15 protein-coding genes are annotated in these 15,354 nt (G+C 53.9%); 6 read left to right on the top strand and 9 right to left on the bottom strand.

The window, feature by feature from the left end; genetic code table 11:
- The first annotated feature begins 43 nt into the window (after positions 1–43).
- Entirely contained in the window at positions 44–1,384 is a 1,341-nt protein-coding gene (hflX, locus tag F822_RS07355; protein ID WP_025041397.1) for a GTPase HflX, read from the top strand.
- A 491-nt stretch (positions 1,385–1,875) separates the two neighbouring features.
- Here hflX and F822_RS07350 read toward each other — a convergent pair whose 3' ends face one another.
- Positions 1,876–3,084 carry a glycosyltransferase family 4 protein gene (locus F822_RS07350; protein WP_231623389.1) on the bottom strand — a complete coding sequence of 403 codons (1,209 nt, stop codon included), beginning with the start codon at positions 3,082–3,084 and terminating at the stop codon, positions 1,876–1,878.
- On the bottom strand, positions 3,068–4,174 hold the full coding sequence (locus F822_RS07345; protein WP_025041395.1) for a glycosyltransferase family 4 protein: 1,107 nt from the start codon (positions 4,172–4,174) through the stop codon (positions 3,068–3,070). The genes F822_RS07350 and F822_RS07345 overlap by 17 nt, the downstream gene beginning before the upstream one ends.
- A gap of 463 nt (positions 4,175–4,637) precedes the next feature.
- On the opposite strand from F822_RS07345, the gene F822_RS07340 reads away from it, so the two are divergent.
- The 3 genes from F822_RS07340 to F822_RS07330 all read left to right on the top strand — a co-directional run bounded on the left by F822_RS07340 (position 4,638) and on the right by F822_RS07330 (position 7,074).
- Positions 4,638–5,213, top strand: coding sequence for a CNP1-like family protein (locus F822_RS07340; RefSeq protein ID WP_025041394.1), 576 nt, complete (start codon positions 4,638–4,640; stop codon positions 5,211–5,213).
- 628 nt (positions 5,214–5,841) lie between these two features.
- Complete coding sequence (locus F822_RS07335; RefSeq protein WP_025041393.1) at positions 5,842–6,231, top strand: DUF4398 domain-containing protein; 390 nt, start codon at positions 5,842–5,844, stop codon at positions 6,229–6,231.
- A 21-nt stretch (positions 6,232–6,252) separates the two neighbouring features.
- A complete protein-coding gene (locus F822_RS07330; RefSeq protein ID WP_025041392.1) occupies positions 6,253–7,074 on the top strand; it encodes an OmpA family protein in 822 nt (273 codons plus the stop codon).
- A gap of 349 nt (positions 7,075–7,423) precedes the next feature.
- Here the strand turns inward: F822_RS07330 and F822_RS07320 are convergent, their stop codons facing one another.
- From F822_RS07320 to F822_RS14840, 5 genes are all read right to left on the bottom strand, one after another.
- Positions 7,424–9,847 carry a spermine/spermidine synthase domain-containing protein gene (locus tag F822_RS07320; RefSeq protein ID WP_025041390.1) on the bottom strand — a complete coding sequence of 808 codons (2,424 nt, stop codon included), beginning with the start codon at positions 9,845–9,847 and terminating at the stop codon, positions 7,424–7,426.
- Between the two features lie 2 nt (positions 9,848–9,849).
- On the bottom strand, positions 9,850–10,554 hold the full coding sequence (locus F822_RS07315; RefSeq protein ID WP_025041389.1) for a protein-L-isoaspartate(D-aspartate) O-methyltransferase: 705 nt from the start codon (positions 10,552–10,554) through the stop codon (positions 9,850–9,852).
- 91 nt (positions 10,555–10,645) lie between these two features.
- Positions 10,646–11,227, bottom strand: coding sequence for a YMGG-like glycine zipper-containing protein (locus tag F822_RS07310; protein ID WP_025041388.1), 582 nt, complete (start codon positions 11,225–11,227; stop codon positions 10,646–10,648).
- Positions 11,228–11,368: 141 nt separating this feature from the next.
- On the bottom strand, positions 11,369–11,845 hold the full coding sequence (locus F822_RS07305) for a hypothetical protein (RefSeq protein ID WP_025041387.1): 477 nt from the start codon (positions 11,843–11,845) through the stop codon (positions 11,369–11,371).
- A 58-nt stretch (positions 11,846–11,903) separates the two neighbouring features.
- A complete protein-coding gene (locus F822_RS14840) occupies positions 11,904–12,248 on the bottom strand; it encodes a hypothetical protein (protein ID WP_231623388.1) in 345 nt (114 codons plus the stop codon).
- Positions 12,249–12,636: 388 nt separating this feature from the next.
- Here F822_RS14840 and F822_RS07300 point away from each other — a divergent pair, with 388 nt between their 5' ends.
- Complete coding sequence (locus F822_RS07300; protein ID WP_025041386.1) at positions 12,637–13,041, top strand: hypothetical protein; 405 nt, start codon at positions 12,637–12,639, stop codon at positions 13,039–13,041.
- 75 nt (positions 13,042–13,116) lie between these two features.
- Positions 13,117–13,731: a YMGG-like glycine zipper-containing protein gene (locus F822_RS07295; protein WP_025041385.1), complete on the top strand. Its 615-nt coding sequence runs from the start codon at positions 13,117–13,119 to the stop codon at positions 13,729–13,731.
- 83 nt (positions 13,732–13,814) lie between these two features.
- Here the strand turns inward: F822_RS07295 and F822_RS07290 are convergent, their stop codons facing one another.
- Both F822_RS07290 and F822_RS15300 read right to left on the bottom strand, forming a co-directional pair.
- Positions 13,815–14,969 (bottom strand): NAD(P)/FAD-dependent oxidoreductase, encoded by a 1,155-nt coding sequence (locus F822_RS07290; RefSeq protein WP_025041384.1) that lies wholly within the window; start codon positions 14,967–14,969, stop codon positions 13,815–13,817.
- Positions 14,966–15,133, bottom strand: coding sequence for a hypothetical protein (locus F822_RS15300; protein ID WP_156304371.1), 168 nt, complete (start codon positions 15,131–15,133; stop codon positions 14,966–14,968). Before F822_RS15300 ends, F822_RS07290 begins: the two co-directional genes overlap by 4 nt.
- Between the last annotated feature and the right edge of the window lie 221 nt (positions 15,134–15,354).

Here is a 15,354-nt window from a genome sequence, read left to right as displayed (position 1 = left end):
CAGGTACTATCTGAATTCGTCCACTCGAGATATGCAATCCCTAATGCAAAGAGAAGTTGAAGAGAAATCCAGGTACGCCGTCGTGGCGGCCGTACAGCTGCCGAGCGTGAGCGATAACGAGTTCGAGGCGTCATTGAGCGAGTTGCGCGAACTTGCAAGAACACTGGGGTATGAGGTCGTTCGCACGTTCGTGCAGAAGCGCTCAAGTTTCGATGTCACAGGATATCTTGGTGCCGGCAAGCGGCAGGAAATACGCGAGTTTGTGAACAACGAACCCGCCGAGTTCGAGGAAATAGCCGCTAGCCCTGATAGCCGGGATATCGATACCCTCCTGGTCGACCACGAGATCTCGCCATCGCAGGCACGCAACCTTGAAAAGGAGGTTGGCTGCGAGGTAATGGACCGCACTATGGTCATCCTCGAAATTTTTCATCGCAACGCCCGTTCTCGTGCTGCGCAGGCCCAGGTGGAGATTGCGCGCCTCGGGTACATGGCGCCGCGCCTGCGCGAGGCGGCGAAGCTTGCGGGGCCGCAAGGTCGGCAGCGCAGCGGTGTCGGTGGTCGGGGCGGCGGCGAGTCGCACACTGAATTGGATCGACGCAAAATCCGTGACCGCATCGCCGAACTTCAACAGGAGATCGCCGCGATGGATGTCGAGCGCAAGACGCAGCGCGTCCGCCGGCAAAAACGTCAAGGGTTCGCTGGCGTGGCGCTCGTCGGCTATACAAATGCCGGCAAATCCACATTGATGCGGGCGCTCACGGGAAGCGAGGTGCTGGTCGCGAATAAGCTCTTCGCTACGCTTGATACCACGGTGCGTGCCCTCTACCCGGAGAGCATGCCACGCGTACTCGTCAGCGACACCGTGGGTTTCATAAAGAACCTGCCGCACGGACTCGTCGCCTCGTTCAAGTCAACGCTGGACGAAGCGCTGGATGCGTCCCTGCTGCTCCATGTCATCGATGCGAGCGACCCCGGGTTTGAGCGCCAGCTTGAGGTCACCGATGGCGTGCTTGAGGAGATCGGTGCGAATGTCGTGCCGCGCATCCGCGTCTTCAACAAGATCGACCACGTCGGCGATGCGGCGGCGCAAGCTGAACGCGAAGCGGCCCTACGGACACAGTACCCGGATTGCGTTGTAATGAGCGCACGCCGTCCTGACGACGTCGCGAAGCTCCGCCAGACGATCATCGCGTTCTTCCAGCAGGACCTGGTTGAGGCCGAGCTTTTTCTTCCCTGGTCGGCACAGCAACTGCGCGGCGGAATCTACGCAAGCTGTCAGGTGCTGGAGGAGTACTCAGACAATGAGGGCACCTTCTTTCGGGTTCGCGGCGAGCCCAATGTGGTGAAGGACTTGCGCGAGCAGTTCAGCCAGTCGCGATAAATTCAGCGCTTTTGATCCCAACGCTCTGATTCTATGTATCAGGTGCTTGGCGCAGGTCAATATTAATTCGAATTATTTACCGGCTGCCAACTGATCATGATGGAACCGATAGAAAGTAAATAACGGTAAGTTGTTGGAATGCAATCGCCCGATCAATTTCAAACGGCACCGATGGTTAATATTACAGGCGGCAACACTAGATAAGTATAAAATGGCTCAAGCCACCTGAAAACTGCAGTCATCGGCGGAAAAGTAATAACGTCAGCTATCGAGCTGGTTGCGTTTATCACTATGTGAGCATCATCAATGCAAGGAGAGCATCATGGCAAAAGGTCAGCAAAAGAAAAACAAAGAAGCAAAGAAACCCAAAAAGAAACCGACACCTGCTATCTAACTCGCTCTTGCGCTGAACAGATGAGAAATAGTCAAATGTTGTAAATGTTGTGTACGGCAGCTTAATGTGCGTAACGCCGCAATGGCCGAGCATGGCTTCATCCAGACCCGGTCGTGGGCGGCAAAGATGCATGTTGCTCCGAAATGGGCAATTTTCGCCCTGCTACAGCCGCATATACTTCACACGTACGTGCCGCGATGTCATGCCAATCGTAGCGCTCCCGCACCCATTGCCGTCGCCGTTCCCGGTCGCTGCCCGCCGAGGGTATCATCGAGAACTCAGTCAGGCGTTGCGATAGAACCGAAACATTTCCGAGGGGAAAATAATGCTCTGCCGCCAGCCCAATCTCCAAATTGGCAGGAATATCGCTGGCAATCACCGGCAACCCATAGCTTAAGGCTTCCAGCATCGCGATAGGCAAACCTTCGTGCGAGGACGGCAACGCAAACATAGCCGCATGGGCATATAATTCGCGCAGCGCCAAACCAGTCTGAAAACCGGTCATCACAACATTGGGTGAACGTTCCGCTATCTCCACCACTTCCCGCATATACGCACCTGGGTGATCGGAACTTCCTACCAGAACCAATTTCCAGCCTGACAGGCCAGCCATCCGGAAAGCCTCAATGAGATCCTTGTGCCGCTTTTCGGGTACCAGGCGACCGACCAGCAAGACATAACGTCCCGCGTCCAGTCCGAAAGATTTCAATGCATGTGATGTAGTCGGCATTTCGGGAACCACTATGCCGTTGGGAATCAGGTCGCTGTCGATTTTGTGCTTTCTACGCACCAGTTCTCTGATGACGTTCGAGATTACGATACGCCTCTGCGAAATCCGCATGGCAAAGAACTCGCCGAGTTGAAGCACGAAACGAGCGAAGCGTCCCCAACCCTGGTGGTCGTAATTAGGTCCATGATGGGTCACAACCACCTTCCGTCCTAGCAATCGGGCAGGCAGGGTCATAATTCCAGGTCCGATAGCCTGTATATGCAAAATATCAGGCCGCTTGGCCGCCGCATATAGCACGCCCAAGAACGTATGAACAAATGCCTCCAGCCCCTTCGACCGAGGGGCCCAGAGGGTCACGAGTTTTACGCCCTTCCATTCCGGCCCGACGTCGGACGGCTGAAAAGAAGAGCGCGTCAGTACGGTCACATCGCAACCAAGATCGACAAGCAACGGACATAAATGTTCGACGTGCGCCTCTACTCCACCCTGAACGCCGGGGCAGCCACGCAGGCCTACCATCATTACCCTCAGGCGCTTAAGCGGCCTTTCCTTCTCTACGTCATGGTTTGAATACATCTAATACCTCTTGGGCCAACTTTTTCCAGTTGTATTCGCGCTCCAGGAGGGCGCGTCCGTTCCTGCCCAATTCCTCGGCACGCTGTGGGTCGGCAAGCAGTTCCAATACCTTGGCTGCCATTGCACTGAAATCATTGGGAGCGGCCAGTAACCCTGTTTCGCCTTCGTTGACCAAGCCACGATAGAACAAGAAATCCCACACGACGGGTGGCAGGCGCATTGCCATTGCCTCCAGGCAGGTGCCTGGCAGTCCCTCGTAATACGACGTGGAAGCATAGACGCGACTGCGATTGTAATAGCTCTGCGTTTCGGAGAACGACACCTTGCCTGTCATGCTCACATTGCGGGCATATAAGCCCATTGCCTCCTTTACCCAACCTTCATCCTCTCCGTATCCGACAATGCAAATTCGAATGTCGTGCTTGAGCGCAACCAACCGATGGCACAACTCAACCATTGCGCGACTGCCCTTGCGGAGCTCGATGCGGCCACAGAACAGCACGTCTATGTCCTTCACAACCGTGTCATCAGGCATAAAATACGAAACATCCGCGCCATTCGGAATAACCGTCACCGGTCCTTGAAACCCGTAGGTCAACACCTCTTGGCGCCCCTGCTCGGTCAAGGTAATTACTTCGCGCGTCAAATCAAAAATTCTATGCTCCATCCACGACTTGGTGGCAAGCGATGCCGCATTCCACTGGCTCTCGAAGTGCCGGGTTGAGTAAAACCGGCCTGACATCCCGAAATAGGTCGTATGCGCCGTTAGCACCACCGGGACATGCGTGGGTAGTAACAGCCCAGGAATTAATGGCGGGAAATGAAGGTTAACCCAACGTATTTTGCCTTCGGCGTACATCCGTATGATCAATTTGCGGGCCTGCCACCCCCAGGTAAACAGGCTTAAGCGGCCGGAACTATATGGAAGGTGGATTATCTCCACGCCCGGGTAGCTGCGTTCCTCTCTATTTTCATCACCGGTAATCAGATATATCGTCGGATATCCCTCTGGCAGATTTGTAAGAAACGAATCGAGATAACGGGCAATTCCGTGAACTCCGTAAAACTGAGGATTAACAATTGCAATCATTTCCCCTCACCTGGTATTGTTTTCGTAGTTAGTTGTTACTCGAGCCTTTCGGTTTTATGAGGTCCGGCTTTTTGTAAGGAACTGCAAAGTAACCGTCGGTAGTATTTTTCCTACTGATTCCCCGTTTGGCCAAAGCCGAGGCGCGTATTCCGCTGGTTTGAATTTGTCAGGGCGACTGCGGTGGCCTCTTATTGTACTGCTGTTATTGCCGCGATCTGCATTTTGGCGCCGCCGGGCTAAAAAAATCAGAGCCGAATTCACCTCGAAATTCGTTACAGCAAATGATTCTGTTTATCAGGGGGTCACTGACGGCGGTATTTGATCCGCTTGATAAATTGGATGTCGAAGTCAAGCAATCGGTGTTTTTGTAGTGTTTGGAATTGATTGGGACAGCAGTGAGTCCGTCCTATTGATTCTAATGTCGATTTCCAGCCTGCCTGATTTCTGCCATGATGCCTATATCATGAAAAGAATTTTGTTGTTGCTATGCTTCCTGCCGCTCGCGGCGTGCGCTCCCCAGAAGGCGTTAAGGGGATTCGATAGTGAATTTGATGGCGGCAAAACCTGGACTGAGCTGCAGGTGCAACTGCCCGCCCACCCTGAAGTTGAGAATCTGTTGCCTTTTGACGCTGGCCCTGCCAGCGATAACCTTCACTATATTGACGCTCCTTCCATCGTTGTGGGAAAAGACAATATCGTGCGCTACACGTTGGTAATCAAATCCCCCCAAGGCGCGACAAACATAAGCTACGAGGGCATGCAGTGTGCGCTCGATGGTGCTGGAGAGAACGTGAGAGCGGAAGTGTTGATAATTAAATTACGGGGTACCGCAAAAAGGCTATACGCCATAGCCCGTGACGACAAGACATGGGTACGGGCACGGGGATCAAAATGGGAGGAACTCGAAGATGTATCACAGCACTATGCGCAACGGGCGCTTTCCAGATATTTCTTCTGTCCGGCTGATATTACCGTAGGAAGCAGGGAAGAGGCCATTTACGCATTGAAGAGAGGCGGCCATCCACGCGTGATTCAGTAGGAAGAGTACGCCCCAAATTCCCACATCTTGGCCCGCACGTGTCGCATGATTCTGGCAGTCGCAGAGGCCCGGATAGCCTGAATGTTAGCCATATTCCCATCTTGTAACGCCACGCGTATCAATTATATTCGAACCCGCTGCCGCTCACAGACCAGCTTGCGTTAGCACAAACTTGAATTCCGGTTTGCTCCAATATCTACAGAAATCCGAAAGTACTATCAACAAAGACTATTGACATTTGGCAGTAATCCACATCTGTAACGCAATCCACACAAATGCCCACCATAACTCCGTGGAAAGTGGCATGAGCGCTGGCTTTCCATCTAAGTGCCTGATAATGCTATCGCATTTTTTTAGTTTAAAAAAAGGTCAGCTGAGTAAATAACGTTACAGAAAGATGACTTACCCCTCGTGTCCAGAGGTTGTCCACAAACTTATCCACAGCAATTGTGGAGAAGAAAGAGGTCGTTTTCGCTAACCACGTTGGCCGGTCCATTTAATCATCTGGCTCATATGCGATGTCTACCATCGCTTACGTGCGCTAACAGACCGATTATTTAAAACTTTCCCCATAAACTCATCAGTAGTCCTGTTAATTAGATTCTATTGATCTTTGGGGAGGTGGGCGATGAAAGACTTTTCGAAATATAAATGGTATCAAATGATGAGCGTAATAGTTCTTGCCGCTGTATTCGCAGCAGGTTGCGCAACCACGGAAAAGAGAGATACGGCGGCTCAGCTTGCAGTTGCGAAAACTGCGGTTGCCGACGCGGTAAGCGCCGGGGCGCCGGAATTTGCTCCGGTGGAATTGAAAACTGCCCAGGAAAACCTGGAGGATGCAGAAAAGGCAGCGATGGACGATGACTACAAACGTGCCATAAGGTTAGGTGAAAACGCGCAAACAAATGCGCAACTAGCGAGCGCTAAAGCGCGTGCGGCGAAAGCACAGCAAGCAGCAGACGCATTGAAGGAAAGCGATCAAACACTACAAAACGAAATGAACCGCAAATTAAAGTAATTACCTGGAGGAGATACGCTCATGAAGAAAAATGGCTATTTAACCATCTCGTTTATGGTTATCGCAGCGCTGGCGGGTTGCGGCTCGACACCAAACGCACTTCTGGATAGCGCTCGTAGCAGCTATCGCAGTGCCCAGAGCGACCCTGAAGTTACCAATCTCGCGCCTTTGGAACTGAAGCAGGCAGGCGACACGTTGGCACAAGCCGACAACGCCTGGAAGAAAGGAAAAGATGCTGCCAAAGTGGATCATCTGGCTTATCTGGCACAACAGCAAGTTTCAATAGCGCAGGAAACCGCAAAGCGCAAAGCTGCTGAAGCAGATGTGTCCGCCGCCGATGCCGAGCGCAATAAAATTCGCCTTTCTGCGAGAACAGAAGAGGCGGAAAAGGCTCAGCAGCAGGCACAGAGTGCCGAAATGCGGGCAAGCACACTTGAATCGCAGCTCAAAGAACTGAATGCAAAAAAATCAGACCGGGGTACGGTCATTACTCTCGGCGATGTGCTGTTCGATACTAATCATGCGGAGCTCAAATCGGGTGGCGTTCGAGAGTTGCAAAAACTTGCTGACGTTCTCAAACAGAATCCCCAACGCAACGTTGCTATTGAGGGGTTCACAGACAGCACAGGGAGCGAGAACTATAATCAGCAGCTTTCTGAACGGCGCGCCAATGCGGTCCGCGATACCTTGATGAATATGGGCATTGATTCCACTCGCATCACAACGCGCGGTTATGGGAAAAGCTTTCCAGTCGCCAGTAACAACACCCAGGCAGGCCGACAATTGAATCGTCGGGTAGACGTCGTTATTTCGGACGAAAATGGGAACATCAAATCACGCTAATTCTCTCGCAGGGCATCTGTCGTATTGGCAAAGAAATGACCGGAAAAAACACACGACAACTTGCGATAGTGATAACCGGTTAACGCTGTGAAGGCATTGCTGGTTCTGTTGTGATATTGCATCTTATTCACTGAGAAATCTTGATTCGCGGGTCGAGCGTTCGAACCGCTCATGATCCACTTATAAATCAGCACGTATTCGAGCTTCCGATTTCGAGATAACAAAAGATAGTTTCCTTCACCCTGCCCTGCTTAGCCTTCCAGGCTGAGCAGGGTTCATAACAACCCAATATCCCCTACCCTGCTCAACTGTGTCTCCCGGATCTCGCTCAAAGGGATGAATCGCTCGCTCAAGCAAACCCCCGCAGCGCAACAGCGGCCAGGCCGTAGATCACGACAGCCAACAGAATCACCACGGCAAAACCAAGGTGAATGGCCAACAACGTAGCGAGGACGGCCCCGACCACCGAGGCAAAACCATTGATCGCCCACGCCCACGGAATAGCATTTTGGGCAATGGACGCCAGCCGCATCATACCCGTGGGAAAAGGCATTCCCATGCATACCGCCAGGGGCGCGATCAGCAACACTGAAATCGCTATCTTCGCCATGTCCGGCAAATGGATGAGCGCCTGGAACAGGCCCGGCAGGATAGCGAGATAGAGTAGCGATAACGCGGCCATGACCATTACAGCCACGATCAGATGGCTGGTGCCCGTCACCTGCTTCTGCCACCGTCCGGCAAGCCAGCTTCCTACTGCCGCAAAAACCAGGAACGCGCACAGCACGACCGCCACGGCATATAGCGGATGAGCCAGGAACAGCACAAATTTCTGGATGAAGGCGATCTCGATGAACATGAAAGCCAGGCCGATGGCGAGGAAGTACAGGGCTACCCGCCCGTTGGGCAATGTATGCCTGCATCGCGATATCGCCAGCGGCGCCAGGATCAGCAGAACGCTGACGACAAATGCCTGTACCAGAGCCGCCACCAGAAGCGGATAACTCCAGTCGAGAAGCGGCATGCCGCCCTGCTCGCGCAAAGCGAATAATTCAGCGGCAGCTTCCCACTTGAAGAAATGGAAAAAAAAAGGCCGGTCATCAGTTGCCGGTTCGATATAGAATTTGTATCGGTCTATGAAGTTCTGCCGCTGCGGACCGAGCAGTGCGACAGCGCCCTCGAAGAAATAGGGTTGCACCAAAATGTTGTAACGGTTTGCCTCGTCGGTGTGCATTCCCGGATAGTAGGCTACGTCGAAAGAGCGCTTGCGGCTGAATTCCTTGATCACCACGATTTCACTCGCTGTGAAATCGCTGTTTTTTACCAGCAAGGTAACGGTTTTCCAGCCGCGTATCATCACCAGTCGCTTGCCAGGATCGGGCACGCCGTTCCGCTCCAAAGCGAGCGTTGCTGTGGCAAACAGCTTCAGCGCATCGCGCGGCGGCAAGGTCAGCCAGCGCGTAACCGCCAATATGCCGCCGGGTCTGAGGCGGTTCAGGTAGGTCTGAAGTGCCTCCACCGTGTAGATATAGCTTTCGCTCAGGCCGTAAAGTCCTGCCGAGGCGACACCAAATGAATCCAGCAACGCCACCTGCACAAGGTCGTAGTGCTCCCGGCTGGCGTTGGCGAAGCCGCGCGCTTCGCCTTCGTGCACGTGTACCCCAGGCTGGGCATAAAGGTCACCGGCAAAGTCATGGAAGCGTTGCCGAACCAAATCGATGACGTTGCGATCGAGTTCTACTGCATCGACAGACGCTGCGCGGAAGTAGAGCGCCTGCAACACGTCGCTGCCGGCGCCTGCGCCCAGCACTAGTACCCGTGGCCGTACATGCGGCTGTGCCAGCACATGGTAAGGCAGTGCTGACGTAAACTGGTCGAGGTAGGCCAGCGGTGCCAGGTTGCCATCAAACCGTGTCAACACGGACGGCCCTTCTCCATCCACGAACACGCCCAACTGGGGCGGTGGCTCGTCCGTTGCGTTGAGACTCATCCCCGGCGCATGGCGGAAGGGGATACGGGTGTTTTCCACTACCGTGATCTGTCCCAGCGGGCTGGAACGTTGTTCGATCACCTTTGCTCCGGCAATATTCAATGTCTGGCTCAGGTCCTTGTAGGGCGAAATGTGCACTTGCAACCAGTCGCCGGGCAGCGCTACAACCACCAGGGAGGCCAGCCCTGCAAACACGCCCGCCAGCCATTTCGGCCGCACTTTCAGCTCGATGATGGCGACAGCGGCAGCCAGCAGGGCCAGCACCGTGAGGACGATGAGCACCTTGTTCGGTGGAACGAGAAACAGCACGCCGATAACGCCCAGGCTGCCCACCCCCGCGCCCAGGATATCAAAGGCATAGATGCGGCCTGCTTCCTTGCCGAAGTGCCACAAGACGAGGCCGATACCCAACCCTCCACAAAAGAAGGGCAGCATCATCAGCAGATAAATGGCGAGCAGCTTGGCTAGCTGTGTTTTATCCCACAGCAGTTCAAGCGGATTGAACGGAACCTGTTGCGTCAGCAGAAACGCTGCAGGCATCAGAAAAGCCATCCCTGCGGCAGCCATGACATAGACTGTTCCAACGTGTGGAATGATTTTTTTCTTCAGCAACGTTAGCGCCGTTCCGCTCGCCCCATAGCCCAGCATTGCCGCGCTGATGATCATATAGGCGAAGTGATGCCACAGCACGATGCTGAACAGGCGCGTCAGCAACACTTCATACGCCAGCACACAAGCAGAGAGCAGCCCGATGGCAACAAATGGTGGGCGTGGCGCATTCACGGCTAATGTCCGCCGACAAGCGGAACGAAACTGACCGGCACGATTTGGTGGGTCGTCACCGAGCCGTCCGCCTGTTTCTCCACCAGCATCAAATATTGGGTCATAAAATGCGTACCGAGCGGGATCACCATGCGTCCGCCCGGTTTTAGCTGCTTGAGCAGAGGGGGTGGCACATGGCTTGCGGCAGCCGTCACCATAATTGCGTCGAACGGTGCCGCTTCCGGCCAGCCGTAGTAACCGTCGCCCACTTTTGTTTTTATGTTGTCGTAGCCAAGGGATTTCAACCGCTCGCCCGCTTGTTTTCCCAGCGGTTCTATGATTTCAATGGTGTAAACCGAGCCGGCTATTTCCGCAAGAACAGCCGCCTGATAGCCTGAGCCGGTGCCGATCTCCAGTACTTTGTCATCCTTCTTGACTTTCAGCAGATCGGTCATGCGTGCGACGATGAGGGGCTGCGAAATCGTCTGGCCGTAGCCGATGGGGAGAGGGCGATTGAGATAGGCAAAAGGAGTTAGCCAGGCAGACACGAATCGATGGCGCTGCACTTTTTCCATTGCCGCCATGACACTGGAACTCGGAGGAAAATTGCCGGATGTGGCCAGCACCTCCTCCATCATTTTATGGCGCGATCCTTCGAATTCCCCGCCTTGGGACGGGAAAACACAGCAGCAAAACAGGAGTGCGCCAAAAGCGAAGCGGCGTTTCATACCCTCATTAAAGCAAATTCCCGGCGGTTTGCCGGGAAAATGGGGTGTTGCAAAACCCGTTCAGCTTCCCCTGATCCAGGGTAATGCAGCTTTAGCGCGGGGGCGGCGGCGGAGGGATGCCCGGAGGCGGTGGCGGAGGAGGCGGAACTACCGAACTCCGCCGTATGCTTCTGGCCGGGGGATAAGATGGGTAAGGTGTATCCATGTATTGGCTGCCGCCATTTGTATATGGGTCATTGGTGACCTGGCCCTGTACGGGGACGCGATGGCCTTTTCCATACATGCATTGTATGTAGCCATTGTCGTAGCGCTGTTGGCTGGCGTATCCCGAGGCCCCGGCGGTACGCGTTCCAGCCAGGCCTCCAGCCACCAGACCGGTGCCGGCCCCGATAGCTGCGCCGCGTCCGCCGCCCAAGGCCGCGCCTGCCGCTGCCCCTAGCGCCGCTCCTATCGCGGCGCTGCCTGCTCCACTGGATATCGATGCCTGATTCGGATCCATGCCACCGACTTGTTCATTAGCGAATTCCCTGCAATAGTAATCGTCGTAGCGAAATTGCTCGAAGCTTCTGCCGGAGCCTGGCAACGCCATCAGGCTGGGCCCTGTCGGGATGCTCGTACAACCGACGAGCACGAATGTGACGAGCAGAGCGAATAATCCAGGTATTTTGCGCATCTTGGCAGTACCTTTAACTTAAATCCGCCTCGTAGCGAGCTCACCAAAAAGGTGAGGCTCACGGAGTATGAAAAATCCTTTTCCATCATAGCGCTTAGTTGGCAAATGAGCCGAAAAGCGATCAACTGCTGGATTAAGGTTTTATTGGCTGGGCTCGGGCGCGACCTGCAGCCACCCGTCCGGGCATTTTTTCACGTAGGGATAATACCCTTCCGGGTCACGGCAATAGTGCCAATAGTTGGCAGCTTGAGCCTGTGGTTGGACCTGCACGACCTCCTGCTGTTGAATGTAAACGGATGGAGCGGGGGGAGCCACAACGGTCGGGGCATACCCATAAGGCTGCGCATATCCGTAATTAGGCGCGTACCCGACAGGAGGATAGCTATATTGGTTTCCGTAGCCATACGAAGGTGGATAATAAGGCGCCCTGTTACCATAGTAGCCCAGGCCATAGCCCAATAATCCCATTCCTAACGCCAATCCATATCCTCCTCCATGGCGGTGATGGTGGTGCCCGTGATTGTGATGGCCATGGTGACCATGCCCTCTGCCCGCCGATGCTAATGGAACCGACCCGAGCAGCATAAGTGCCGCGCACATCAATTTCATTTTTCCCATTTACGTCTCCATACCCCAGTAGTGTTTGTGTTTGATCAACGACAGCGAGCGCTCTTTATCACCATCTCTGCTGGATATAAACCGGCGGTGCGGGAGGAACGATAACGGGAGCATATCCATAACCCGGTGCGTAGCCAGCGGATGGATAGCCATATTGGGGTGGATAGGAGGGTGCTCTATTACTCAGATAGCCCAGGCCATAACCTAACAATCCCATCCCTATTGCGAGTCCATATCCTCCATTACCCCCTCCATGGTTGTGATGGTGATTATGGCCGTGATGATTGCGGTGGTGGCCGTGGTTATTGTGACCGTGGCCATGGCCTCTTCCCGCCCAAACTGAACTGGCGGGGGCCATCCCAAGCATGATAAGAGCGATGCAGGCAAGTTTTATTTTTGTCATGAAAGTCTCCATTTCCTCGATGAGGATCACAGTTGATAAAGAACCACAGCCAAGGCAATTTATTGCCGTTAATCGATATAACGCATCAATAGGCAATCGGTTGTCGTATAGTTACATAAACTTCACAAAAAATTCACAAATAAATATTCGACGTAAACGGATGAAGCCGATCTGCGTTATTGCGAATAGGTAATCGAGATGGACGGCTCTGATTACTCATGCACTGCTGGTTGTACTTTAGTCCAATAGTCAGGGGGTACCAAAGTCAGTAAAGATTGAAAGAATCGAAAATGAGTTTGAAGAGGATACATTCCTGCATTCGTGAGCCGATTGCCGGATAAAACTGTCATCAATATAAATAGTTAATAAACACAAGAGGAGATCGGACATGTATAAAGGTTTGTCGGTATTGTTGGTGGGTATTGTTCTGGTATATGGCAATACGGCGATAGCGCGGGAAAATGGCGGCGGGCACCATGATGGTCATCATGGAATGACTGATGCTGGTCAACATGCGAAGTCGGGGGGAATGGCATCCGAACACATGGGTCAGCAGGGTACCGAAAACTCGAACGCGCAATGGTCTTCCGGGGCAACGAAGGGGCAGGAGCGTTCCGATTTGAGGAATCAGGACCATCATGGGCATGAAGCGGGAGGCAAGGATCAAAATCATGGCGAAGGTAAGCACAAGGGTCATGAACATACGGCAAAGGACAAAAGTGATAAGAACAACAAGGGCAAAAGCGGTGATGGCAATAAAAATGGGAAAGGCGGCAAGCACGGGTCTCACTGAGTAGGCGGGAAGGCGGTGGTTGAATAGATGCAGGAAGATTAAGGACAAAAGCAATACATTTCAGAAGGAGCTACGATGTCAAACGAATCCATTAATTATTGGAAATTCGCGACGATTGGAATACTGCTGGTGGGCGCAACCGTTGCCGCCACACTGCTTGTCACGGGACGAGATTCCAAGACCGAGGTGCCTGATTCTCAAGAGGCAGTTGATGCGTCTCCAACCGTTGGGGTAGAAGACTCGACAAAATCGAGCACGCCGGCGAAGCTGGCCGAAGAGGTGGCGCCGGTCGAGCCTCAGCGGAATACCCGCGTTGCGAAGTCAAGCAGGAACACTTCGGGCGCTATCCCGCCACCCCCATCCTATTCCCCGCCAGCGGGGTACCCTCCCCAACCAGCGTACCCTTCGCAGTCCGTCATGGAAGCGTGCAATAAGTATGCGACTGAGCAGGTGAACAGCAAAACCGAGGAAGTGGTCAAGAACGCAGCGCTGGGCGCCGCTATCGGTGCGGCGATAGGCGCGGCGGGCGGTGCGATCGCAGGTGGAGGCAGCGGCGCGGGGAAGGGAGCTGCCATCGGTGGGATAACAGGTGTGGCGGGAGGAAGCCTGTACGGACTCAACGAAACCAAGTCGCACGACGCGCAGTATCAGGCGGCTTATGCTTCATGCATGCGTTCGAAGGGTTACTGATAGTACGAGCGCGGCGAGAGATGGAAATAGTATGATTCGTCATTCCAGGTCAAGCTTGGAATGACGAATCGACATTGGCGGAGTTATTCCATCACTGCCGGCAACTGCGCGGCAAGCGCATTCTTTTCCTTGGTTGAAACACCCAGCAGCGCGTATCCCAGCAGTTCGCCTTCCACACTTTGAAACAGGGCCTTGACTCCGTTTTCGTCTTCCTCTACCAGCCACTCTCCCTGTTTCCCTGCGTCGGGTGGTGATACCACGGTTGGACAAGCCGGTGTCTTTACCAGCACGGGCATGGCAGGGTAGCGTACTGGTGTCAGGGTCTGGGCAAGCGTCGCCGCGAGTCCGCGCGCCGCATGCATGATCGGCATCACGAACGGCAATACTCTACCTTCCACTTCGGCGCAGTCGCCCAAAGCATAAATATCCTCATAACAGGTTTGCAGCGAGCGATTGACCGAGATACCGCGATTCACCGCAATACCGGCTGCTTGAGCCAGTGCGGTCCGTGGACGCAACCCGACAGCGGAAAGCACGATATCCGTCTGGATGATTTCTCCATTGGCGAGCGTCAGGCGCAGGCTTTCTTGTACACGTTCCACATATTGAGTCGCCGCACCCAAGTGGAAAACGACACCGGCTGCTTCCAGCCTGCGTTGCATGAAGGCACCGCCAGCTTGCGGTAGCAGCCGACCCAGAGGTTGTGTGCTGATATCGATCACGCGTACCCGGTAACCCGCCATGGTCAGATCATTGGCGAATTCACAACCGATCAGGCCCGCACCCAGGATAGTCACCTCTTTTTTTCCTTCCAGAACATTCCGCAAACGCTCGTAGTCATCGAGATCGTTTACGGAAAGAATGTCTCCCGTCCCCTTGCCTTCCAGCGGCAGCCGGATTGCATCAGCTCCCAACGCCAGAACGAGCTGGCTGTAGGATAGTTTCTCTCCACCTTCCAAGGTTATCGTTTTACTGGATGGATCAATGGCCGCCACTCGGCTATAGGGCCGGATGGTCATCTTGAGCTGCGCGGCCATTTTCTCGGCGCTGGCATTCAGTATGGACGCGGGCGTCTTCCCCGTTGCCAGCGCGTTCGAAAGCATCGGCTTGGAGTAAAATCCGCCATGATCCGCGGAAATGATCAGGATAGGCGTTTCCGCATCCAGCTTGCGAAATTCCCGGGCTACGGTGTAACCGCCGATACCGCTGCCGATGATGATTACCGGGTCTTTGCTCATGCCAGCGCCCCCGGCAGTTCAAGACCAGCACTCATGGCACCATTACGTTTTTTTTCGCGCATGGTCGCCACGCAAGCGAGTACGCTTATACTGTGTTGAGCGACTTTTGTATTAACATAGGTAAAAATGCAGCGATTACGCCTGCCTAGTTGAAATTCGATCATTCCATTTCCTTGTAATTATCAAATGGCAATATTCTTTTTTATTTCGACGCTAAAAAATGAGCGCGCGCATTTGGAATGCGGCGTCTGATATTCAAGCTCGGCAACGACAAACCCTGCATGTAGGATGTGTGAATCGAAGCATAACCCATCATTCGGTTACCCACGCCTATCCGTATGCAGCAATGACGCGCCCTAAAAAATTATCTCGTAGGTTGGGGTGA

Source organism: Nitrosospira briensis C-128 (genome assembly GCF_000619905.2).
Classification (GTDB): Bacteria; Pseudomonadota; Gammaproteobacteria; order Burkholderiales; family Nitrosomonadaceae; genus Nitrosospira; species Nitrosospira briensis.
The sequence above is the reverse complement of the archived record's forward strand: the minus strand, read 5'-3'. Positions and strand labels throughout refer to the sequence as shown.